Origin of the sequence: Luteimonas salinisoli (assembly GCF_013425525.1) — a bacterium.
In the GTDB taxonomy this organism is placed as follows: Bacteria; Pseudomonadota; Gammaproteobacteria; order Xanthomonadales; family Xanthomonadaceae; genus Luteimonas; species Luteimonas salinisoli.
On sequence record NZ_JACCKA010000009.1, the window covers coordinates 18,279 to 41,307 of the forward strand.

General features: G+C 72.3%; 17 protein-coding genes and 2 tRNA genes. 7 read left to right on the top strand and 12 right to left on the bottom strand.

Translation table 11 applies throughout. The features are described 5' to 3' along the window. Nucleotides 1-197 precede the first annotated feature (197 nt). Nucleotides 198-2,432, top strand: coding sequence for an NADP-dependent isocitrate dehydrogenase (locus H0E84_RS01055; protein ID WP_180676771.1), 2,235 nt, complete (start codon nucleotides 198-200; stop codon nucleotides 2,430-2,432). Nucleotides 2,433-2,674: 242 nt separating this feature from the next. Here H0E84_RS01055 and H0E84_RS01060 read toward each other — a convergent pair whose 3' ends face one another. The 6 genes from H0E84_RS01060 to H0E84_RS01085 all read right to left on the bottom strand — a co-directional run bounded on the left by H0E84_RS01060 (nucleotide 2,675) and on the right by H0E84_RS01085 (nucleotide 7,562). Then, nucleotides 2,675-3,916 (bottom strand): RtcB family protein, encoded by a 1,242-nt coding sequence (locus H0E84_RS01060; protein WP_180676772.1) that lies wholly within the window; start codon nucleotides 3,914-3,916, stop codon nucleotides 2,675-2,677. A gap of 136 nt (nucleotides 3,917-4,052) precedes the next feature. Further along, entirely contained in the window at nucleotides 4,053-5,174 is a 1,122-nt protein-coding gene (locus H0E84_RS01065; RefSeq protein ID WP_180676773.1) for a slipin family protein, read from the bottom strand. A 486-nt stretch (nucleotides 5,175-5,660) separates the two neighbouring features. Then, nucleotides 5,661-5,731: transfer RNA gene (locus tag H0E84_RS01070), tRNA-His, on the bottom strand. A gap of 1 nt (nucleotide 5,732) precedes the next feature. Beyond that, a tRNA-OTHER gene (locus tag H0E84_RS01075) sits at nucleotides 5,733-5,803 on the bottom strand. 387 nt (nucleotides 5,804-6,190) lie between these two features. Continuing rightward, the gene (locus tag H0E84_RS01080; protein WP_180676774.1) at nucleotides 6,191-6,457 is read right to left on the bottom strand and encodes a hypothetical protein; all 267 of its coding nucleotides are present in this window, start codon (nucleotides 6,455-6,457) and stop codon (nucleotides 6,191-6,193) included. A gap of 52 nt (nucleotides 6,458-6,509) precedes the next feature. Then, nucleotides 6,510-7,562 (bottom strand): NADP-dependent oxidoreductase, encoded by a 1,053-nt coding sequence (locus H0E84_RS01085; protein WP_219339532.1) that lies wholly within the window; start codon nucleotides 7,560-7,562, stop codon nucleotides 6,510-6,512. Nucleotides 7,563-7,885: 323 nt separating this feature from the next. Here H0E84_RS01085 and H0E84_RS01090 point away from each other — a divergent pair, with 323 nt between their 5' ends. The 4 genes from H0E84_RS01090 to H0E84_RS01105 all read left to right on the top strand — a co-directional run bounded on the left by H0E84_RS01090 (nucleotide 7,886) and on the right by H0E84_RS01105 (nucleotide 10,954). Further along, entirely contained in the window at nucleotides 7,886-8,644 is a 759-nt protein-coding gene (locus H0E84_RS01090; protein ID WP_425600442.1) for a class I SAM-dependent methyltransferase, read from the top strand. A 110-nt stretch (nucleotides 8,645-8,754) separates the two neighbouring features. Continuing rightward, entirely contained in the window at nucleotides 8,755-9,168 is a 414-nt protein-coding gene (locus tag H0E84_RS01095) for a PPC domain-containing protein (RefSeq protein ID WP_180676776.1), read from the top strand. Between the two features lie 18 nt (nucleotides 9,169-9,186). Continuing rightward, nucleotides 9,187-9,747, top strand: a complete 561-nt coding sequence (locus tag H0E84_RS01100) for a pseudouridine synthase (RefSeq protein ID WP_180676777.1) — start codon at nucleotides 9,187-9,189, stop codon at nucleotides 9,745-9,747. Nucleotides 9,748-9,847: 100 nt separating this feature from the next. Further along, nucleotides 9,848-10,954 (top strand): hybrid sensor histidine kinase/response regulator, encoded by a 1,107-nt coding sequence (locus tag H0E84_RS01105; RefSeq protein WP_180676778.1) that lies wholly within the window; start codon nucleotides 9,848-9,850, stop codon nucleotides 10,952-10,954. A 65-nt stretch (nucleotides 10,955-11,019) separates the two neighbouring features. Here H0E84_RS01105 and H0E84_RS01110 read toward each other — a convergent pair whose 3' ends face one another. Both H0E84_RS01110 and hrpB read right to left on the bottom strand, forming a co-directional pair. Then, nucleotides 11,020-11,415, bottom strand: coding sequence for a hypothetical protein (locus H0E84_RS01110; protein ID WP_180676779.1), 396 nt, complete (start codon nucleotides 11,413-11,415; stop codon nucleotides 11,020-11,022). A gap of 113 nt (nucleotides 11,416-11,528) precedes the next feature. Continuing rightward, on the bottom strand, nucleotides 11,529-14,165 hold the full coding sequence (hrpB, locus tag H0E84_RS01115; protein WP_425600440.1) for an ATP-dependent helicase HrpB: 2,637 nt from the start codon (nucleotides 14,163-14,165) through the stop codon (nucleotides 11,529-11,531). A 127-nt stretch (nucleotides 14,166-14,292) separates the two neighbouring features. On the opposite strand from hrpB, the gene H0E84_RS01125 reads away from it, so the two are divergent. Together H0E84_RS01125 and H0E84_RS01130 are read left to right on the top strand one after the other, a co-directional pair. Beyond that, nucleotides 14,293-16,092 (top strand): endonuclease, encoded by a 1,800-nt coding sequence (locus H0E84_RS01125; RefSeq protein WP_180676780.1) that lies wholly within the window; start codon nucleotides 14,293-14,295, stop codon nucleotides 16,090-16,092. A 162-nt stretch (nucleotides 16,093-16,254) separates the two neighbouring features. Next, entirely contained in the window at nucleotides 16,255-17,058 is an 804-nt protein-coding gene (locus H0E84_RS01130; RefSeq protein ID WP_180676781.1) for a TatD family hydrolase, read from the top strand. Between the two features lie 11 nt (nucleotides 17,059-17,069). On the opposite strand, the gene H0E84_RS01135 is transcribed toward H0E84_RS01130, so the two are convergent. The 4 genes from H0E84_RS01135 to H0E84_RS01150 all read right to left on the bottom strand — a co-directional run bounded on the left by H0E84_RS01135 (nucleotide 17,070) and on the right by H0E84_RS01150 (nucleotide 22,989). Continuing rightward, nucleotides 17,070-17,603, bottom strand: a complete 534-nt coding sequence (locus H0E84_RS01135) for a hypothetical protein (RefSeq protein WP_180676782.1) — start codon at nucleotides 17,601-17,603, stop codon at nucleotides 17,070-17,072. Nucleotides 17,604-17,753: 150 nt separating this feature from the next. Then, nucleotides 17,754-19,544 (bottom strand): YadA-like family protein, encoded by a 1,791-nt coding sequence (locus H0E84_RS01140; protein ID WP_180676783.1) that lies wholly within the window; start codon nucleotides 19,542-19,544, stop codon nucleotides 17,754-17,756. Nucleotides 19,545-19,735: 191 nt separating this feature from the next. Further along, nucleotides 19,736-22,438, bottom strand: coding sequence for a protein kinase domain-containing protein (locus tag H0E84_RS01145; RefSeq protein ID WP_180676784.1), 2,703 nt, complete (start codon nucleotides 22,436-22,438; stop codon nucleotides 19,736-19,738). Continuing rightward, complete coding sequence (locus H0E84_RS01150) at nucleotides 22,438-22,989, bottom strand: ECF-type sigma factor (RefSeq protein WP_180676785.1); 552 nt, start codon at nucleotides 22,987-22,989, stop codon at nucleotides 22,438-22,440. Before H0E84_RS01150 ends, H0E84_RS01145 begins: the two co-directional genes overlap by 1 nt. Nucleotides 22,990-23,029 lie beyond the last annotated feature (40 nt).

Sequence of the window (23,029 nt, forward strand, 5' to 3'; positions counted from 1 at the left end):
GCCGGGCTGGATCCGGCCCGCGCCCGCACGGCCCGTCTCTTTGCCCCCTCCCCTCGTTCCCGCCACAATACGGGGCTCGCATGCGCACCCGCTGCCAGCCGGCTGCCCGCGGCGGCCGGCCGCTGCGAACCCGGTTGCCCGTCCGCCCCGGCGCTCGCGGCGCGCCCTCCTTCCGCCTGCAGGAATCCCGACGCCCCATGTCCGATACCCCCAAGATCATCTACACCCTGACCGACGAAGCCCCCTACCTGGCCACCCAGTCGCTGCTGCCGATCGTCTCGGCGTTCGCCGCCACCGCGGGCGTGGCGGTGGAGACCCGCGACATTTCGCTGGCGGGCCGGATCATCGCCCAGTTCCCGGAACGGCTGACCGCGGAGCAGCGCATCGGCGACCACCTCGCCGAGCTGGGGAAGCTGGCCACCGCCCCGGAGGCCAACATCGTCAAGCTGCCGAACATCAGCGCCTCCGAGCCGCAGCTGAAGGCGGCGATCCGCGAGCTGCAGGGCCAGGGTTTCGACCTGCCGGACTACCCCGATGCGCCGAAGGACGACGACGAGCGCGACATCAAGGCGCGCTACGACCGGGTCAAGGGCAGCGCGGTGAACCCGGTGCTGCGCGAGGGCAATTCCGACCGCCGCGCACCCGCGTCGGTGAAGGGCTACGCGCGCAAGCATCCGCACCGGATGGGCAAGTGGAGCGCCGACTCGAAGACCCACGTGGCGCACATGGCGGACGGCGACTTCTACGGCAGCGAGCGATCCGCCACGCTCGAGCGCGCCGGCAGCCTGCGCATCGAACTGCGCCATGCCGACGGCGAGCGCACCGTACTCAGGGAGTCGGTGGCAGTGCAGGCCGGCGAGATCGTCGATGCGGCGGTGATGCGCCGCAGCGCGCTGTCGGCGTTCGTGGATGCGCAGATCGAGGACGCGAAGGCGCAGAACGTGCTGTTCTCGCTGCACCTGAAGGCGACGATGATGAAGGTCTCCGATCCGATCATCTTCGGCGTGGTGGTGGAACGCTTCTATCGCGAGGCGCTCGAGACGCACGCCGCCGCGCTGGCCGAGGTCGGCTTCGACGGCGACAACGGCATCGGCGACCTGTACGCCAAGCTCGACAAGCTGCCGGAAGACACCGGACAGCGGATCCGCGCCGACATCGACGCGCTGTACGCGCGGCGCCCGCGCCTGGCGATGGTCAATTCCGACAAGGGCATCACCAATCTGCACGTACCCAGCGACGTGATCGTCGACGCCTCGATGCCGGCGATGATCCGCGACTCGGGGCGGATGTGGAACGCCGACGGCGAGCTGCAGGACACCAAGGCGGTGATCCCGGACCGCAGCTACGCCGGCGTATACCAGGCCGTGATCGACGACTGCAGGGCCAACGGCGCGTTCGATCCGGCCACCATGGGCAGCGTGCCCAACGTCGGGCTGATGGCGCAGAAGGCCGAGGAGTACGGCTCGCACGACAAGACCTTCCAGGTCCCCGCCGACGGCACCCTGTGCGTGACCGACCAGGACGGCGAGGTCGTGTTCGAACATGCGGTGGAGGCCGGCGATATCTGGCGCATGTGCCAGACCCGCGACGCCCCGGTGCGCGACTGGGTGCGGCTGGCGGTGGAGCGTGCGCGCCTGAGCGCCACGCCGGCGGTGTTCTGGCTGGATGCGGCACGCGCCCACGACGGCCAGCTGATCGCCAAGGTCGAGGCGTACCTGAAGGACCACGACACCAGCGGCCTGGACATCCGCATCCTTTCCCCGGTGGAGGCCACCAGGTTCTCGCTCGAGCGCATCCGCCGCGGCCAGGACACCATTTCCGTCACCGGCAACGTGCTGCGCGACTACCTCACCGACCTGTTCCCGATCCTGGAGCTGGGCACCAGCGCCAAGATGCTCTCGGTGGTGCCGCTGATGTCCGGCGGCGGCCTGTTCGAGACCGGCGCCGGCGGCTCGGCGCCCAAGCACGTGCAGCAGTTCGTCGAGGAGAACCACCTGCGCTGGGATTCGCTGGGCGAGTTCCTGGCGCTGGCGGCGTCCTTCGAGCATCTGGCCGAGCGCTACGACAACGGCGCCGCGCGGGTGCTGGCCAGGGCGCTGGACCGGGCCAACGGCATGTTCCTCGACAGCAACAAGTCGCCCTCGCGCAAGGTCGGCGAGCTGGACAACCGCGGCAGCCACTTCTACCTGGCAATGTACTGGGCGCAGGCACTGGCGTCCCAGGACGAGGACGCCGCGCTGAAGCGGATCTTCGCGCCGTTGGCCGAGGCGCTGGCCGGGAACGAGGCGAAGATCGTCGAGGAACTCGACGCCGTGCAGGGCAGTGCCGTGGACATCGGCGGCTACTACCATCCCGACCTGCAGCGCGTCGCCCGGGCGATGCGGCCGAGCGCGACGCTCAACGCGGCGCTCGAATCTCTGCCGGCCGCCTGAGCGCGGCAGCGAGAGACGACGGAAGGCCCGGGCTTGCCCGGGCCTTCTTCATGGCGGCATGTCCATGACGTACCGGCGCGCACGGAGGTGGCGAATCCGCGCCTGCAGCGCTCGCGATGATCGAAGCGACGATTGCCGCGCCAACCGGTACGCCAGTCGAGACCATCCGACCGGTGCGCACGCCGGCCTTTCCCGACGCCATCACGGGCCCGGCTGCGCCGGGCGCTGTGCCGTCCGTCTGCTCAGCCCTTCACGCAGACCAGCTGGCGCAGGGTGTGCACCACTTCGACCAGGTCCGACTGCGCGGCCAATACCGCATCGATCGACTTGTAGGCGGCGGGCGACTCGTCGATGACCGCCTTGTCCTTGCGGCATTCGACGTGCGCGGTGGCCTCGCGGTGCTGCGCCAGGGTGATGTTCTGGCGGGCCGCGGTGCGGCTCATGACGCGACCGGCGCCGTGGCTGCAGCTGTGGAAGCTCTCGGCGTTGCCGCGCCCGCGCACGATGTAGCTGCGCGTGCCCATGCTGCCGGGAATGATCCCGAGCTCGCCGGCACGCGCGCTCACCGCGCCCTTGCGGGTGACCAGCAGCGCCTCGCCGCCATGGGTCTCCTTCTGCACGTAGTTGTGGTGACAGTTGACGGCCATCTTCTCCAGCTGGAACTTCGGCAGGCACTGGCGCAGCGCGTGCAGCACCCGCGCCATCATCGCTTCGCGGTTCTCGCGGGCGTAGTCCTGGGCCCACGACACCGCCTCGACGTAGTCGTCGAACAGCGGCTCGCCCTCCATGAAGAACGCCAGGTCCTTGTCGGGCAGGTGGAAGCCGAGGACGCGCTGCGCCAGCTGCTCGCGGGCGCGCTCGATGAAGTAGGTGCCGATGAGGTTGCCGGTGCCGCGCGACCCGGAATGCAGCATCACCCACACCGCGTCGGTCTCGTCCAGGCAGATCTCGATGAAGTGGTTGCCGCCGCCCAGGGTGCCGATCTGGCGGTCGAGCTTGTCGGTGCGGATGCGCCGGTGCTTCGCCTTGATCCCGTCCAGCCGCGTCGCCAGCCCCGACTGCGCGATGCGGGTCTCGATGCTGTCGGGCAGGCGGCGATGCTCGCCGCCGGGGCCGTTGCCGACCGGAACGCTGCGCTCGATCCCGGCGCGCAGCTGCGCCAGGCTGTCGGGCAGGTCGGAGGCGCGCAGGGTGGTGCGCACCGCGGCCATGCCGCAGCCGATGTCGACGCCGACCGCGGCCGGGATGATCGCGCCGCGGGTCGGGATCACCGATCCCACGGTGGCGCCCTTGCCCAGGTGCACGTCGGGCATCACCGCCACCCAGGGCCCGACGAACGGGATCGCGGCGATGTTCTGCAGCTGGCGGTGGGCCTGCGCCTCGAGCGGCACGCCGCGCACCCAGCCCTTGATCGGGGTGGCGCTGCCTTCGGCGTGCAGGAGCTCGTAGCCGGCCGGGGATGGGTTGTCGTTCGGGGTATTCATGGGGTTTGCCTTGATTCTAGGGAACGGGCGTGGAGGCCCGGTGTACCGGCCTGCGGGCGTCACCCTCGCCCTGCGCTCGTGCCGCAAATGGAGACGGCGAAAGGGCTGCGCGGCGGATCCTTCCGCCGCGCAGGGTCTACTTCAGGGTCACCAGCTGGTTCAGCACGCCGTCCAGGCCGCCGAACACGGTGAAGCGGTCGATCTTCTCGGTCACCTTCTCCAGCGCTTCGAGCTCCTTGAGGCGCATGAGGGTCGGGTTCTCCTCGATCAGCCTGGCGGTATTGAGCAGGGAACGGGTTGCGTTCGCCTCCTCGCGCCTGCGGATCACGTTGGCCTGGGCCGCCTTCTCCGCCTGCACCACGCTGTTGAGGATCTCCTTCATCTCGCCCGGCAGGATCACGTCCTTGACCCCGACGCCGAGCACCTCGATGCCGAAGCCGGTCACCTTGCCGCGCACGTAGCCGAAGATGTCGGCATCCAGCGAGGCCTTGTCGCCGAGCAGCTCGTCCAGGGTCCGCGCCGAAACCACCTTGCGCAGCCCGTATTGCAGCTCGCGGTAGAGCTGGTCGCCGAACTTCGCCACCTTCGTGCGTGCGGCGACCGGGTCGGTCACGCGCATCGTGGCGGCGAGGTTCACGCGCAGGCTCACCCGGTCGCGGGTCAGCAACTCCTGGCCGGACACCTCGACCGACTGCACGCGCAGCTCGATCACCTCGGCCGCCACGTTCTTCCGGAAGTTCCAGAAGGCCCAGGCGCCCGGCGCCAGCGTGCGCACCAGCCGGCCGTCGACGAACAGCAGACCCGCCGACTCCGCCGGCACGTCCACCGCCACCGCGACCTTCGCCAGGGCGCCAAGCTGGCGCAGCCGCGCCAGCACCTCGCGCGGCAGCTCCAGCGTCTCGGCCAGCGACACCCGCCGCACCTCGACCTCGACCAGGCCACGCCAGTACAGCCGGCGCGAACCCGGCGCGAGCACGTCCTCGAGCTTGCCGTTCTTCAGCACCAGGCCGACCTCGTCGACGCCGATGTCGGCGAGCACGAAGGTCTCGCCCAGCCGCCCGCCGAGACGCGCGACCAGCGCATCGACGTCGTGCCCGGCGTACTCGGGCGCGGCGATGGCGAAGGTCCGCACCTCGATGCGGTCGAGCGGATCGAACCAGCGGTAGACGCCCGCGGCCAGCACCCGCTGGAATTGACGGTTGCGATACACCAAGCCGCGCTCGCCGTCGCCGATCACGACCCTCTTGGTCCAGAACATGGCATTGCTCCTGGTTGGCTCTGGTGGTCCGGCCCACGTGTTGTTCCGCCGCGCGCGCGGGGCCGGTTTGCGCGCACGGGCACTCGCGTGCGTTTGGTGTGGGCGCGATGCGGCGGCGACACCTGTCGTCCTGATGCGCGTCGTCGCGACTGCCGTCGCTCCCACAGGGGACCGGCACTGGTCCGGCTCCCCGGAGTGCGGGGCACCTGCCCCGCAACCCCGTGGTTCGGTGATGGAAGCGCCCCTGACGCCGCTACCGCGGTTCCGTCGCGCCCTTCGCGCGGGGACCGGGCGTTCGCTCGCGATCGCGATGAACTGCGATCGCAGGTTCCTGCCCGGCCCGCGCGCGTCGGGGGCGGCGGCCCGGCGACAGCACCGCTGCGACGTTCCGTTGCGCGTCACGCCGGAGCGTGCCGCCTGGCGAAACGCCGCACGGGGCGCTTCCTGGTGTGGACTTGCGTCCGGTTGTCATGACTAAACAGGTCATGGTTGGAGCGGGACTCGAACCCGCGACTCCCGGTTTCATGGACCGGTGCTCTACCCGACTGAGCTATCCAGTGGCTGACGTGCCGGACTCGAACCGGCAACCTGCGGGTCGCCCCGCTGCTCTACCAATTGAGCCAACGTCATCGCGAAGCATCGCCTCCCGGTCCCCGGCATACGCCACGGCAGCGCCGCGCGCACCGGACGGGCATGCGAGCCCGTACCGCTGGGGACCGTTGCAACCATGCTTCGCATTGGCGCCTCGTCGAAGGCGCCAATCCGCTGCGCGACCGCTCCGCCCGCCGCCCGCGCCCGGCATTCGGGCGCAGCACGCGATGTGCCTGGTTGCGGCGTCTTCCTGTCTCGGGCGTGGCCGGCCCGGATGCCTGGAAGTCGGATCGCTCGCGCGAATACTGCCGTGTACTGCCGCTGCTCCTGGTGCGGACGCGCAACGAAAAACGCCCCCGGTGCAAGCATCCGAGGGCGTCTGCGTTCCTCGGAGATCGGGGCGACCGATCTCCCTGGCGAGGAGGTCAGTCGATGAAGGTGCCGGCCACTGGCCGCACGCATTCCGCACGCAGCGCGCGCGGATGCGCTGCGCGCTGAGTGCGCGACAGGCGGCGTGACATGGCGATATGGGCGTGGAGTTTCATCGGGATTCGCAGTCGATGTTCGATCGCGGGATGGCGAAGGCCGCGCACTCTATCCATGCCGCGGGCAATGCGCAAGTGTTTTCTTCGCACGTCGACGAACGGCCGGCGCACGGGATCGAACGGCGGCCTTGCGGATGTCGCGTCCATGGGGCGCTCTTACAGCCAGTGCACAATACTTTCGGGAGCGGCGCGTACGACTTCAGGCGATCCGCACCAGGCGCTTGCCGAAGTTCTCGCCGCGCAGCAGGCCGATCAGGCCCTGCGGCGCGTTCTCCAGGCCTTCGACGATGTCCTCGCTGTAGCGGATCCTGCCTTCGCGCAGCCATGCGCCCATCTCGCGCAGGAACTCGGGATAGAGCTTGTTGAAGTCGAAGACGATGAAGCCGCGGATGGTCAGCCGCCGGGCCAGCGCCAGCGCCATCAGCTGCGGTAGCCGATCCGGGCCCGGGGGCGGCGCGCTGTCGTTGTAGTGCGCGATCAACCCGCATACCGGCACCCGCGCGAACTCGTTGAGCAGCGGCATCACCGCGTCGAGCACGTGGCCGCCGACGTTCTCGAAGTACACGTCGATGCCGTCGGGTACCGCCGCCTTCAGCTGCGCGGCGAAATCGTCGGCGCGATGGTCGAGGGCGACGTCGAACCCGAGGTCGTCGCGCAGGTGCGCGACCTTGCGCGAACCGCCGGCGATGCCGACCACGCGCGCGCCGTGCAGCTTCGCGATCTGGCCGACGCTGGCCCCGACCGGGCCCGATGCGGCGGCAACCACCACGGTTTCGCCGGCGGCGGGCCTGCCGATCTCGCGCAGCCCCGCATAGGCCGTGAAGCCCGGCATGCCGTACACGCCGAGCGCGGTGGTGAGCGGCAGGTCGTCGGGGTCGAGCTTGCGGCGCAGGCCGTCGCCGTCCGCGACGGCATGGGTCTGCCAGCCGCCCTCGGCCAGCACCAGGTCGCCGGGAACGAGGGCCGGATGCAGCGACTCGACCACCTCGGACACGGTGCCGCCCTCCATCACCGCGCCCACCTCGATCGGCGCCACGTAGGAACGTCCGGCGTTCATGCGCCCGCGCATGTACGGGTCGAGCGACAGCCAGCGGTTGCGCAGCAGCACCTGGCCCTTCCCGGGCGCGGGAAGCGGAGCACGCTCGATGCGGAAGTCTTCCGCGACGGGTTCGCCCTTCGGGCGCGCGGCGAGCAGGATGCGGGTGTTCTCGATGGTCATGGCGATCGTGTCCGGCAGGGAGAGGTGCACCATAGCGCCGCCCGCGCCGCGTGCGCCCCGTTCCCCGGCAATGCTGCGTTTCGATCGCGCAACGCCGGACGCGTGCCGGACTGGGCGCGTTGCACGGTCGGCTGCAAATCGAGTTGCACGGTCCGTGCGCTGCGGCGCACTAACGGCCGCGGCCCGATTGGCGCTAGGCTGGCCGCCCCTAGGATCGGAGTCCGCCGATGAAGCGCACCCTGCTCGCCGCCCTGCTTCCCGCCCTGCTCGTCGCCTGCGCCGCCGAGAACGAGGCGCCCGCAACCGCAGCCCCGGCCGCCACGGCCGAAACCCCGACGCCGGCACCCGATGCCGCGATGGACAGCGCCGCCGAACTGGACCGCGTGCTGGCCGGCGACTGGCGCACGCCGGAGTTCGCAGCCCGAGACCGCTACCGCCACCCGAAGGAAACGCTGTCCTTCTTCGGCATCACCCCCGACATGACCGTGGTGGAGATCACCCCGGGCGGCGGCTGGTACACCGAGATCCTGGCGCCCTATCTGCGCGGCGCCGGCACCTACGTCGCCGCGGTGGTCGATCCCGCCAGCCAGGAAGAGGAGCGCTCGCGCGACTACTACGCTCGCGCGCGCGACGGCCTGCGCGAGCGTCTCGGCGGCGAGCCCACCGAGGTCTATGGCGGCGCCACCCTGGTCGAGTACGATCCGGCGGCGCCGCGCTTCGGGGAGGACGGTTCCGCGGACGCCGTGCTGACCTTCCGCAATGTCCACAACTGGATGGGCAACGGCACCGCGGAAGGGATGTTCCGGGGCTTCTTCGAGGTGCTCAAGCCGGGCGGCGTGCTCGGCGTGGTCGAGCACCGCGCGGACCGGGAGCTGCCCGCCGACGATGGCTCCGGCTACGTGGCCGAACAGACCGTGATCGCCCTGGCCGAAGGCGCCGGCTTCCGCCTGGTGGACCGCAGCGACGTCAACGCCAACCGCGACGACACCAAGGACCATCCCAACGGCGTATGGACGCTGCCGCCGTCCAACAACCACGATGAGGCGGACGCCGACAAGTACGCCGCGATCGGCGAGAGCGACCGCATGACCCTGCGTTTCGTCAAGCCCGAGTGAGCCGCACCGCGTCCGGCTACCCGCCGCTGGCGGCGGGTAGCCGGACGCAAAGCGGTGTACGCTTCGCCCCGCGCGGATACCCGCGCCCATCCATCCATAAAGGGGGCTCCATGCGTATCGCTCGTTCACTGATCCCGTTCGCCATCGCGGCAATGGCCGCGGTCCCGGCCGCCGCCGCCGAGCCGCTGCCCCCGGGGCGTACCGTGGAGGGCACGCTGCGCGCGGAGGACCGGCCGGCCGACAACGGCGGGCGCAGCCACGACTACACCCTGCAGCTGACCGAAGGCCAGTTGGTGGCGATCAGCGTCAAGTCGACCGACTTCGATCCGGTAGTGATCCTGTTCGGGCCCGACAACGAGCGCGTCGGCGAGAACGACGACAAGGAGGGCGGCGGCACCGACTCGCTGCTGGTGACCTCGGCGCCGTCCACCGGCAAGCACACGGTGCGGGTCAACTCGTTGCCGATGGGCGACGGCCACCTCGGCAAGTACGCCGTGCGCGCGGTGGTGATCAGCGACGACTGAGCCGGCGCCACGGCCGCGGTGCTGATCGCGTTCAACAAGCCGTACGGGGTGCTGTGCCAGTTCACCGACCGCAGCGTCCCGGTGCGCCCGACCCTGGCAGGCTTCGGCCTGCCGCCCGGCGTCTATCCCGCCGGGCGCCTGGACCACGACAGCGAGGGCCTGCTGCTGCTCACCGACGACGGCGCGCAGGCGCACCGCATCACCGACCCGCGCCACAAGCTGGCCAAGACGTATTGGGCGCAGGTGGAAGGCTCGCCGCAGCCGGAACAGCTGGCGGCGCTGCGCGGCGGCGTGGCACTGCGCGACGGCCGTACCCGGCCGGCGGATGCCGCGGCGATTCCCGCACCGGTCCTATGGCCGCGCGATCCGCCGGTCCGGTTCCGCAAGACCGTGCCGGATGCCTGGTTGGAGCTGGTGCTGCGCGAGGGCCGCAACCGCCAGGTGCGGCGCATGACCGCGGCGGTGGGCCTGCCGACCCTGCGCCTGGTGCGGGTCGCGATCGGCCCCTGGCGGCTGTCCGGGCTCGCGCCCGGTCAATGGCGAACGCTGTCTGCTAAGCCGCTGACGATGAACGATTAAGTTTCTTGAAGACCGGATCGGCAAAGCTGCACGCGCAAGTCGTCCGGGCGCGGTCGATTCTGCTAACTTGGCAGCGATTCGCGTTCATGAAAGTGATGCCATGGGCAAGGGCGCTACCGCTTCGGGTCGGATCCTCGTCGTCGACGACCAGCCTGCAAACCTGCGGGTGGTGGGCGCGCTGCTGTCGCGCAACGGCTACGAGGTGCTGGATGCCGGCGATGGCGAGCAGGCCCTGCGCATCGCCTCCGAGCAGCTGCCCGACCTGATCCTGCTCGACGTGCTGATGCCGGGCATGGACGGGTTCCAGGTGCTCGGCGAGATCAAGCAGCGCGAGACGCTGATGCGGTTGCCGGTGGTCTGCCTGACCGCGGCGCGCGACCGCGAACAGCTGCTGCGCGCGTTCGATGCCGGTGCGGTGGACTACGTGACCAAGCCGTTCCTTCCGGAGGAGCTGCTGGCGCGGGTCAGCGCGCACATCGGCCTCAAGCTCACCCGCGACCGCCTGGAACGGGTGGCGCGCGAGCGCCAGGAGCTGGTGAACCTGGTGGCGCACGATCTCAAGAACCCGCTGAGCAGCGTGCTGTTCGCGATCGACATGCTGCGCGGCGGCGAGGTGCGCGAGGATCGCGTGCCGCGCTACCTGGAGACGATCCAGGACAGCGCCAACGATGCGCTCGGCTATATCCGCCGTTATCTGGAGGCGCAGCGTGCCGCGCGCGAGGGCGCGCCGGTGGCGGCGGCGGCGGCGCTGCCTGCGGTGGCGGGGTGGCTGGAGCGGCGTTACGCGCTGCAGTTCGAGGCACGCGAGTGCCGACTGGCGGTGGTGCCCCCGCAGGAGGACATGGCGGTGGCGATCGACCCGCTGGTACTGCGGCAGGTGGCAGAGAACCTGGTCACCAACGCGATGAAGTACGCGCCGCGCAGCGACCTGGAGATCGCCTGCCGCCGTGGCGCCGACGGTTTCCTGCAGATGGTGTTCGAGGACCGGGGCCCCGGCATCCCGGCGGCCAAGCAGCGGCAGCTGTTCCGGCCCTTCGTGCGCCTGCACGACGGGCAGGCGATGCCCGGCGACACGTCGAGCGGCCTGGGACTGTCGCTGGCCAAGCAGATCGTCGACGACGCCGGCGGCCAGCTCTGGTACGAGGACCGCGAGGGCGGCGGCGCGCGCTTCGTGATCGAGCTGCCCGAGGCGCGCGTCCCGGCCTAGGCGCGCTGGTCCGTTCCGCCGTCCGGCCAGACGGCCGCTGCCGTTCCCGTTCCCGATCGTCGCGCTCAGCCTTCGCTGCCGTCCTCGCTCGTGCCGCGCCGACGCGCGCCGGCACGCCGGGTGGTGGTCTTGCGCGGCCGCGACGGACTGGCGCGCCGGGCCTCCACGCGCTTGGACTTGCCCTCGAGGGTGTTGCCCTGGGCGTTGCCGTTCTGCCTGCGATGGCGCATCGCATAGAGCAGCAGCCCCGCGCCCGCGGCGGCGACCGCGGCGGCCACGGTGACGGCGGGGTTGCGGCGCACCAGCTTGCCGGCGGTCCTGGCGCTGGCGCGCGCTGCGCCCAGCGCCATGCCCGCGCGCAGCCAGGTGCCGGCGCCGGGCGGGATGGAACGGCGGACGCCGTCGCCGACCTGGCCGGCGAGCTCCAAGGCCTTGCCCTGCAGGATATCGAGCTTGCTCATCGGGAACCCCTTTCTCTGCACGGATGCGATAGTCGCGACCGCCGCAGTATCGAAGCGCGGGCGTGGCGGCTGCGTGAGCGGCGCGGCGCGGCGCTGAACGCGGACCGTCCGGCTCAGCCGCGCGGTCGTGCGCGATGGGTGGGGACGGCGCTCCACGGGTCCTCCGGCCATGGGTGCTTCGGGTAGCGACCCTTCATCTCGCGGCGCACTTCCGGCCAGGTGCGCTCCCAGAAGCCGCGCAGGTCGCGGGTGACCTGCAGCGGCCGGCCGGCCGGCGACAGCAGGTGCAGGGTCAGCGGCACGCGGCCGTCGGCGATGCGCGGGGTGTCGGCCAGGCCGAACAGTTCCTGCAGCTTGACCGCCAGCACCGGCGCCGCGTCGTGCGCGTAGGCGATGCGCCGCTGCATGCCCGAGGGCACCGCGATCCGCTCAGGCGCCAACGCGTCGATGCGCTCGCGCAGCGACCAGTCGACCGATGCGCGCAGCGCCGCCGACAGCGCCGCCGCATCCAGGCCGTCGAGGCGGGCGAGACCGGCGAAGGCCGGGCGCAGCCAGTCGTCGAGGCCGGCGAGCAGGGCCGCATCCGAGAGGTCGGGCAGGCCCAGTTCCGGCATCCATTCGCGCAGGCAGCGCACGCGTTCGCGCCATTGGCCCAGGCCCTCGCTCCACGGCAGCGCCTGCAGGCCGAGATCGCGCACCGCGGCGGTCAGCGCCGCGGCGGCCTGCTGCGGGTCGACGTGGCCGCCGGGGCGGACATCGAGCACGATCCCGTCGAAGCGCCGGATCCGCTCGGCCACCAGCGCGCGCCGCACCGGATCCCAGCGGGTCTCGTCGGCCTCGCGGAAGTGCGCGGCGAACCCGGCGCGCAGCACCGCCTCGTCGGCCGGTGCGGCGCGCAGCAGCAGCGCATCCTTCGTCTCGAAGCGCAGGTCGGTGGCGACCAGCCACGGCTCGCCGTACAGCGCGCTGTCGTCGAACAGCCGCGCCATGCGGCCGTTGGCGAGCTGGTAGCGGCGCGGGTCGCCGGGATGTTGGCGGGCGATGCGGTCGGGAAACGCATGCGCGAGCAGGTCGCCGAGCGCATGGGGCGGGACGTGCTGCGGCGGCGCGGAAGGCGCGCCCAGCCGCCGACGCCATTGCCTGGCGGCAGCGTCGATCGCCGCCAGCGCGCCGCGATGGGCGTCGGTCGGCGCACGGCCGGCGCGAAACGCGGCCAGGGCCTGCCAGCGCGCGGACAGGGCGTCCGACCGCGCGCGCAGCGGGTCGCGCGCCTCCAGCAGCGCCACCAGGTCGCAGGCCAGCGCGCCGCGCGCGCCGTCCTGTGCAGCCAGCAGCATCGCCGCCAGCCGCGGATGGGTGCCGAGCGCGAGCATGCGGCGCCCGGCGGCCGTGACGCGACCGTCGTCGCCGAGCGCATCCAGGCGGTGCAGCAGATCGCGCGCCGCGGCCAGCGCACCGGCTGGCGGCGGGTCGGGGAAGCGCAACGCAGCACTGCCCCAGGCCGCCAGCTCCAGCGCCAGCGCCGCCAGCTCCACCTGGGCGATCTCCGGCCGCCGCTGCGGCTCCAGCCGTTGCGACTGCGGCCACAGCCGGTAGGCGAATCCTTCGGCGACGCGGCCGGCACGGCCGGCGCGCTGGTCGGCCGAGGACTGGGCGATGGCGACCACGTCCAGACGCGAGAAGCCGCTGCCGGGGTCGTGGCGCGGCTCGCGCGCCAGTCCGGTGTCGACGACCAAGCGCACGCCGGGCAGGGTGAGGCTGGATTCGGCGACGTTGGTGGCGAGCACCACGCGGCGGCGGCCGTCGGGTGCGGGCTGCAGCACCCGCGACTGCTGTTCGACCGGGAGCTCGCCGTGGAGGGCGAGGACTTCGACGGCACCGGTCGCGGGCTGCGTCCGACTCCCGGCCCGGGGGCCGGGGGGCGCTTTTCCCTCGGTCGGCGGATCCTGCCCCGACCCGGGCGCCGGCCATCCATGGCCGGCTTGCCGCGACACCCCCCGGTCCCCGGTCCCTCGGGCCGGCATCGAGTCTGCGGGACCCGAGACCAGGGAAGTCTGCAGCTGCGCCTCCAGCCGGTCGATCTCGCGGCGCCCGGGCAGGAACACCAGCACGTCGCCGGGATGTGCGTGCAACGCGTGCTCGACGGCACGGCGGGCCTGATGCTCGATCGCCTCGTCGCGGCGCGCGGGGAAATGCGCCACCTCGACCGGGAAGCTGCGACCGGCGCTGGCGAGCCGCGGCGCGTCGAGCCACTGCGCGAGCCGCTCGCCGTCCAGGGTCGCCGACATCACCACGATGCGCAGGTCCTCGCGCAGGCCGGCCTGCACGTCCAGCGCCAGCGCCAGGCCCAGGTCGCCGGCCAGGTGGCGCTCGTGGAACTCGTCGAACAGCAGCGCGCCGATGCCCTCCAGCATCGGATCGTCCTGCAGCATGCGGGTGAGGATGCCTTCGGTGACGACCTCGATGCGGGTCCGGGGGCCGATCTTGCGCTCGAAGCGGATGCGGTAGCCGACGGTCTCGCCGACCGCTTCGCCGAGCTGCTGCGCCATGAAGCCGGCGGCGGCGCGCGCGGCGACGCGGCGCGGCTCGAGCATCACGATGCGGCGCCCGGCCAGCCAGCCGGCGTCGAGCAGGGCCAGCGGCACCTGGGTGGTCTTGCCGGCGCCGGGCGGGGCCTCGAGCACCAGCCGCGGATGCGCGGCAAGGCTGCCCGCGATCCGCGGCAGCAGTGCGGCGATCGGAAATTCCACGGCGGCGCTCACCTCGAAAAGGCCGGCGCCGCGACGGGAAGCGCCGGCGCAAGGGTTTCCCCCGGTGTCGGCGGTCGCGGGCGGCCGATAGATTCGGAAGCCGCCATCACACCACAGGACGCCACCGATGCGGAATCCCCGCGCCCGCCGCGCTGCCCGCGCGCGCCGCCACGCGCCCGCAGCAGCGCTCGGCCTCGCGCTGCTGCTGTGCGGCACGCCGCTTTTCGCGGCGGTGTTCGTCAACGAACTGCACTACGACAATGCCGGGGCCGACAGCGGCGAGGCGGTCGAACTCGTCGCCACCGCGGGCGAGGATCTCGGCGGCTACCGGCTGTACCTCTACAGCGGGGGCAGCGCCCCGGGCAGCGCCGCCAGCTACGGCAACCGCGCGGTCCCCTCCGGCCAAGCCGCCAGTTGCGGGGCGAGCGTCCGCATCGCCACCGTCGCCTTCCCCGCCAACGGGTTGCAGAACGGGCCGGCGGACGGCATCGCCCTGGTCGATGCCCAGGACCGGGTGGTCCAGTTCATCAGCTACGAGGGGACCCTCACCGCCGCAGACGGTCCGGCCGCGGGCACGACCAGCGACAACCTGCCGGTCTCCGAGGGCGGCGCCGATGCCGCCGGCCTGTCGCTGCAGCTGCAGGGCCACGGCAACGCCGCGGGCGACTTCGCGTGGGCGGGCGCCGCGCCGGCGAGCTTCGGCGATTGCAACGGCGGGCAGACGTTCGGCGGCGGGGGCGGCAACGACGCGCCGCGGGTCGTGGCCACCACCCCGGCCGATGGCGCCACCGGATTCCCGGCGGCGGGCGATCTGGCGGTCGCGTTCAGCGAGCCGGTGGTGCTGGCCGCCGGTGCGCTGCGCCTGGCATGCGCCGTCTCCGGCACGGTACCGCTGGACCATGCCGGCAGCGGCGACGCCTTCGCCGTTTCCACCGCCACCGCTTTGCACGGCGGCGAATCGTGCACCCTGACGGTGGCCGCCGCCGCGGTCAGCGATCAGGACGGCGCGCATCCCGATGCCGACCTGCAGGTCGGGTTCACCGTGGCCGGCGGTGGCGGCGACAGCGGCGGCTACTACGGGCGGGTCAACCCTTCCAGCCCGGAACAGCTGCGCTGTTCGCTGCACCACACCATCCGCGGCCACACCGCCTATCCCTACAGCGGTGGCGGCACCGACACCTGGGCGATCCTGGAGATCGCCGACGAGGATCCCGCCGACCCCGGCCGGGTACGCGACGTGTACCGCAACGGCAGCTATGCCAAGGGCGACGCGCGCGCCGGCACCGGCAGCGGCGCGACCTACAACCGCGAGCACACCTGGCCCAACTCGCTGGGCTTCGGCAGCCGCACCGGCGACCGCGGCCTGCCCCACGCGCCCTACACCGACGCGCACATGCTCTACCTCAGCGATACGGACTACAACGCCGCGCGCGGCAATCGCCCCTTCGCCGACTGTCCGGCCAGCGCCAATTGCGGCGAGCGCCCGACCGAGGCGAACGGCGGCGTCGGAGGCGGCAGCGGCAGCTATCCCGGCGATTCCAACTGGGTGCGCAGCCCCGACGGCAACGGCGGCGCATTCGAGGTGTGGGGACACCGCAAGGGCGACATCGCACGCGCGGTGATGTACATGGCGATCCGCTACGAAGGCGGCGCCGATCCCGTCACCGGGCAGTCCGAACCGGACCTGGAGTTGACCGACGACCGCAGCCGGATCGTGGTCACCTCCGGTTCGCCGGCCTACATGGGCCTGCTGTCGACGCTGCTCGCCTGGCATGCCGCCGACCCGCCCGATGCCGCCGAGCGCGAGCGCAATCAGGTGATCTACAGCTTCCAGGGCAACCGCAATCCCTTCATCGATCATCCGCAGTGGGCCAGCGCCGCGCTGTTCGCCAGCGCCGCACCGGCCACCTGCGCGTTGCTCGATTGAGCGGCGTCGCGGCGACAATCCCGTAGGAACGGCCCATGGCCGCGAAAGCCGCGGGAATCTCCGGCGGGATTTGCGGTGATTCCCGGCATGGCCAGCCGCGCCGGCTTTCGCGCGCATGGCGCGCTCCTACAATGGGCGCCCCTGGAATCCGCGACCGCCCCCATGCAGCTGATCGACATCGGCGCCAACCTCACCCACGACAGCTTCGATCGCGACCGCGACGCCGTGCTGGCGCGCGCGCGCGCCGCCGGGGTCGCGCGGATGGTGGTGACCGGCGCCAGCCGCGAGCATTCGCCGAAGGCATTGGCGCTGGCCCGGGCGCATCCGGGCGTGCTGTACAGCACCGCCGGCGTGCATCCGCACCACGCCGCCGAGTACACGGACGAATGCGACGCCGAACTGCGCGCCCTGCACGCCCATCCCGAGGTCGTCGCCGTCGGCGAATGCGGCCTGGACTATTTCCGCGACTTCTCGCCGCGGCCGGCGCAGCGCCGCGCGTTCGAGCGCCAGCTGCAGATCGCCGCGGACACCGGCAAGCCGCTGTTCCTGCACCAGCGCGACGCCCACGCCGACTTCGTGGCGATCATGCGCGGGTTCGAGGGCCGCATCGGTCCAGCGGTGGTGCACTGCTTCACCGGCGGCCGCGCCGAGCTGTTCGAGTGCCTGGACCGCGACTGGTACATCGGCATCACCGGCTGGCTGTGCGACGAGCGCCGCGGCGCGCACCTGCGCGAACTCGTGCCGAACATCCCCGCGCATCGACTGATGGTGGAAACCGACGCCCCCTATCTGCTGCCGCGCACGCTCCGGCCGATGCCGAAGGACCGCCGCAACGAACCCGCGTTCCTGCCGCACATCGTCGCCGAGCTGGCGCGCGATCGCGGCGAGGCCCCCGCCGCGATCGCGGCAGTCACGACCGCTGCGGCCGAGACGTTCTTCCGCTTGCCCCGGGCAGCCGCCAGCTGAGGCCGCCAGGTTCAGCCGGACTGCGGGGTCGCCATGGCCTCCAGCTCCCGCAGCTCCTTGCAGGACTCCTCGAGCTGCGCGGCGGACGCGCCGTCGAGCTGGCGGCCTGCCTGGGCGTGGGCCCAGTCGAGCACCGCCATGAAGTCGTCCGGGTCGACCCCCAGCGTCTCGCTGGCGCGGCGCTGTTCGGCGCGCGCCGTCACGGGGTCGTCGACCGAGGGATGGTCGCAGGCTTCCGCCAGCGCGAACATGCTGCCGCCGATCTGCGCGGCCGAGGCCCAGGTGTGGGGGTGCCCGTCGGCGGTCAACCCGACCGCGGGCATCTGCTCGTTGGCCGGTGCCGGCGCGGGGTAGGCGTCCGGCTGCATGGGTTCCGCTTCGGCCTGGGCCTGCGCCGGGTCGGCGCTGGCATCGGCCGGGGCATCGAGCGTCGCGGACCCGGCCTGTTCCTCCACCGGCTGCTCGCCGCTGCAGGCGGCTGTGCCGATGACGAGGGTGGCGAGGAAGGCGAGGCGGAACAGGGCTACCGGCTTGGCTGCGGGCACGAAGAACTCCTTGGATGATCCCGGCGGTCTCGAAGGACGCCAGGTGCGAACTGGCGACGCGCGGGCGTGGAAGGCAGGCCATTGTAGCCGCGCCCCCCGCACCCGCCATCCGCGATCGCCGGATCCGCGATCCGGCGCCACCGCCCGGCCTCAGAGATCGACCCCGAAGCCGATGCCGCCCGACCGCTCGCCGCCGCTGAAGGCGCCGCCCAGCGAGAACGAGGCGCGCTGGCCGATGCGCTTGCCGTAGCCGATCGACAGCGCCTGTTCGCCGCCATGGAAGCCCGCACCCACCGCAATGCGGCCGCGCGGGCTGCTGCTGCCGGCGGCGTTCATCGCCATGTTGAGCATCGCCGCGCCCATCGCCCCCTGACGGTCGATGCGGCGATTCTGCCGATGCAGGCGGCCGTCGACCTCGAGGAAGCGATCCTCCAACGCCTCCATTCGCCCGTTGATGGAGGCCGGGTCGAAGCCCGTCAACCCGGCGATCTGCGTGTCGGTATAGGCATTGGCCGCCGTCAGCGTCGCCGCATCGCCGGCGTCGGCATGGGTTTGCGCGGCGCTCAACGTGGCGGCATCGCCGGCGTCCACGTCGGTGCGGATCGCCGCCTCGCGGTTGTCGGTGTAGGCGTTGGCGGCGGTACCGCCGGTGGCGACCGCGGTGTCGGTGTAGGCGTTCGCCGTGGCGAGCGTCGACTGCAGCTGCTCGAGGTTGACCGCGTCGGTCGCCTGGGTGCCGGCCGCCACATTGACGATCTGGCGCCCGCTGACCGCGGTTCCGACCGAAACGGTGCCGTCGCGCTCGGCGACCGAGCCGTAGCCCAGCGCCACGCTGCCGACCGCCGTGGCCTGGCTGCTGTTGCCGAGCGCGGTGCTGCCGAAGCCGCTCGCTTGGCTGGTGTGGCCGAGTGCGGTGGCGGCATCCGCGCTGGCGCTGGAGACCGCGCCGAGCGCCGTGCTCTGGGCGCCGCCAGCCGAGCTGATCGCACCGAACGCCGCCCCCTGGCTGCCGGCGGCGCTGCTGAAGTACCCGACCGCGGTGGCGTTGGCGCCGGCAGCGGTGCCGGACACGCCCAGCGCCGTTGCCCCCGCACCGCTGGCCAGGCTGTTGGCGCCGAACGCCGCCGTCTCGCGATCGGTCGCGCGGCTGTTGTAGCCGGCGGCCGCGGCGTACTCGCCCTGTGCCAGCGCCGAGCGGCCGGTGGCGACGCTGAAGTCGCCCTCGGCGGCGCTCGAGTCGCCCAGCGCGAGGCTGCTGATCCCGAGCGCATGGCTGTCGACGCCGATCGCGGTGGTACGCGTGCCCTCGGCGTGGGCCCGCAGGCCGCCGGCGACGCTGCCGGTGCCTTCGGCGCGGCTGAGCGTGCCGGCGGCGATACTGCTGTTTCCCGTGGCGAGCGCCGTCGCGCCCAGCGAAATGCTGTTCTCGCCCGATGCACGGGCGCTGTTGCCGATCGCCACCGCGTTGAGGCCTGAGGCGACGGTACGCTCCTCGATGTCGACGGCGTCATCGCCATCGGTATCCACCCACCCGCCCATCGCGACCGCACCGACGCCGGCGGCAATCGCATAGCCGCCCGTGGCGACGCTTCCGGCCAGGTTGGCGACCGTGCCCGCACCTAGTGCGGTACTCAGGCGCCCGCTGGCCTCGGCGCTGGCTCCGATCGCGGTGGCCGCCTGTGCAGTGGCTCCGCTGGCCATCCCGAGCGACGTGCCGGCAAAGCCGCTGGCGATGCTGCCGGTACCAACCGCCGTGGCATTCGCGGCAGCCTGCGAACCTTGACCGCAAGCCAGCGTATCGGCATCGGCATCGACGACGGCGCCGCCGGCACCACCACTGCTCAGTTCGCAGGTTTCGCCGGCCCAGGCCGTGCCGGCCAGCAGGCCGAGGCCCAGGACCAGCGCCGCGGACAGCGGATGACGATTGCAGGACGTTTTCATGATCTTCTTCCCGTGTGCATGAGGCCGGAAGCGGCCGGCCGAACCCCTGTCGCGGTCGCGTGGCGTCTGCCCGCGATCCGTTCCTGGCCATGCATCCGTATTTCGGGGGCGCCGATGGCCAAGCCCTGTTCAAACCTGCGGCGGGCCGACAGGGCCCGGAAGGCCTTCCGGGGTCGGTGCCGCGGTTCGGGTCAGCGCATTGCGCGATGCAGCTGCGCATTCACCGGATGCGCCAGCAGGTCGGCCGATCGCAGCAGTTGCCGCGCCTGAGCCCAGGTCGTCCGCGCCCGCTCCGTGTCACCCAGTGCTGCCAGCGCTTGGCCGCGCCACAGCAGATGCTCGGCGACCTCGGCGGCATCGCCCGGCGGAAGTGCGGCATCCAGCTCCGCCGCGCGTTGCAGATGCAGCAGCGCCTGGCGCGGATCGCCTTCGCGCAGGGCGCAGTACCCGACCACGGCATGGGCTTCGGCGGCGTGCACCAGGCCGTGGCCGTTCATCTCGCGCGCCAGCGCCAGCGCCTGTTCGCGGGTCTCGGGCGGCATCGTCGGCAGCGCCCGATCGCAGGCGAGGCGCAGGGCGCTCGAGGCCGCCATCAGCCGGTTGCGGGCGCCCGGCCCACCGTCGGCCTGCAGCACCGGCATCGCGGCGCGCAGCAGCACTTCGGCCTCCGCGGCGCGGCCCAGGCGCAGCAGGTCGCGCGCGCGCCACAACCGGCTCTTGGCCTGCTCCTCGCGGTTGTCCGGTTCGGCCTCCTGCAACAGGCGGTCCCACTGGTCGCGCGCCTGCAGCGCCTGCTGGTAGCGCCCCTGCCGGTAGTACAACAGTTCCAGTTCGCGCCAGGCCGCGAGCATGGAGCCGCGCGGCTTGTCGAAGATCCGTTCGTAGTCGGCGAGGCTGGCGACCAGACCGGCTTCGGCCTCGGCGAAACGCCCGAGGTGCGACAGTGCGCCGGAACGGTTGAGGGTGAGCGTCGCGGGATGGACGTGCGCCTCGCCGAACACGCGATGGCCGAGATCGATGGCCTGGTCGTAGTAGCCCAGCGCCTTCTCGTACCCGCCCGCCTGGTGGTGGCCGGCGGCCACGGCGGCGACCACGAAGAAGCGCTCGCGCTCGCTGACGTCGTCGCGGCCGCCCAGGATGGCCCAGGCCCGCTCGCTGTCGCGCAGCCGCGCTGCGCCGTCCCCGCGATGCATCTGCAAGGTGGCACGCTGGCGATAGGCGTAGGCCAGTTCCGTCGAGTCCGGCGCCGAGCGCTCCAGCTGCGCGATGGCTTCGTCGAACAGCCTGTGCGATTCGTCCTGGTCGACGGCGGCGAGGCTTTGCGCCAGGTCGGCCTGTGCCGCGGCGTAGACCGCTGGCCGCCGCAGCCGCTGCGGGGCGCGCAGCTGCAGCAGGCGGCGGCGCAACTCGACGTGCTCGGGCAGGTCGCGCTGGTAGTAGACCTCGGCGATGGCATCGAGGAACTCGGCCTCGGTTTCGGGATCGTCCCTGAAGCGCTCCGGCAGCTGCTCGACCGCCGCGGCCAGCAGTTCCGCCGTCGTCGGCAACTGCTCGCGCGGCTGGCCCGGCGCAGTGGTGCGGAACAGCTCGAACAGGAAATCCCTGATCGCGTTGGAACGCGCCAGCGCCTGGGCGGTGCGCTGTTGCGCTGCCTGCGCCAGGGCCGCCTGTTGCCGCGCCTGCTGCGCCTGCCACAGCGTGCCGGCGATGCCGGCGGCCAGCGTCAAGGCAAGCAACGCCGCGGCGGTCACGCCCAGCCGGTGCCGGGCCGCGAAGCGCCCCGCGCGGTAGCGCAGGCTCTGCGGACGCGCGCGGATCGGATGGCGGCCGCGCCAGCGCCGCAGGTCTTCGGCCATCGCCTCGACGCTGGCGTAGCGCTGCTCGGGCAGCCTGGCCAGCGCCTTCATCACGACCGTGTCGAGATCGCCGCGCAGGCGCCTCACCCACAGCCGCCGCGTGGGCGAAGGCCAGTCCGCATCGCGCTGCACCGCCCGCGACGGCGGCAGTGTCTGCGTGTCGACGCCCTGCGCGCCCTGCGGCCGCGGCGACTGGCCGGTGAGGATCCGGTACAGCAGCGCGCCCAGGCCGTAGACGTCCATCGCGGTGCTCGGCGGTGCGCCGAGGAACTGTTCCGGTGCGGCGTACTCGGGGGTGAGTGCGCGCAGGGCGGTCGCGGTCCGCTCCGCTTGCCGGTCGTCGTCGAGGCGGGCGATGCCGAAATCCAGCAGCTGCGCATGGCCGTCGTCGTCGACCAGCACGTTCGACGGCTTGATGTCGCGGTGAATCACCAGGCTCCGGTGCGCGTGGGCCAGCGCGTCGGCGACGCGCAATACCAGGTCGATACGCTGCTCGACCTCGAGCCGGCGCTGTTCGCACCAGGCGTCGATGCGCACGCCATCGATCAGCGCCATCGCCAGCCAGGGGGTGCCGTCCTCGGCGATGCCGGCATCGTAGAGCGGGACGATGCCCGGGTGGCGCAGGCGCGAGAGCAGCTGCTGTTCGCGCAGGAAGCGCTCGCGGCCGCCGCCGGCAAGCGCGCCCAGGGTGAGCACCTTGACCGCCGCCTGTTGCCCGACGGGCGGCTCCGTGGAAACGGCGCGATAGACGACGGCCATGCCGCCGCAGCCGATCTGCTCGAGCAGGCGCCAGCGCCCGAGGCGGCGGTCCTTCAGCGCATCGGCGGCATCGGCGGCGGCCAGCCCGAGTGCCGGCGCGCTCTCGAGCGGACCGCTTTGACAGTCGTGCGCCGCCAGCAGACGCTGCACCAGCGCCCGCACGCCCTCGTCGAGCGTCGCCGCTGCCAGCGCCGCCGCGCGCCGTTCCGGTGGCAGGTCCAGCAGGCGGTCGAGAATCCGGTCCGCCTCGCGCCAGGCCGCCTGCTGTCGTGCATCCACTAGGGCGTGTCGAGCAGGGCGTACAGGAAGGCGCGGGCGCGCTCCCACTCGCGGCGCGCGGTGCGCGTGGAGATGCCCAGCAGTTCGGCGATCTCGGCGAACTCCAGGCCGGCGAAGTAGTGCAGTTCCACGACCTCGCGCTGGCGCTGCTGCAGCTCGCCGAGCGCCTCCAGGCCCTCGTGCAGGGCCAGCACCTGGTCGGACGCGGCGTCCATCGGCAGGCCCTCGGTGAGCGTCACCGCCACCTGGCCGCCGCCGCGCTTTTCGCTCTGGCGGCGGCGGGCATGGTCGACCAGGATCCAGCGCATGGCCTTGGCCGCAGCGGCGAAGAAGTGATGTCTGTCGGTGACCGACAGCGGTTCGCCGGTGGTCGCGCGCAGGTACAGCTCGTGCACCAGCACTGTGGGCGTCACCGTGTGCTCGCCGCCGGCCAGCCGCGAGGCGGCCAGCCGCCGCAGTTCCGGGTAGAGCTGCTCGAACACTGCGGACAGCCGCTCCGGATCGCCGGCCCGCGCCTGCACCAGCAGTTGGGTGATCGCCTCCCCGCGCACGCTGCCACCCCGGTTCCTGCCTCGGGCGCCATACTACCCC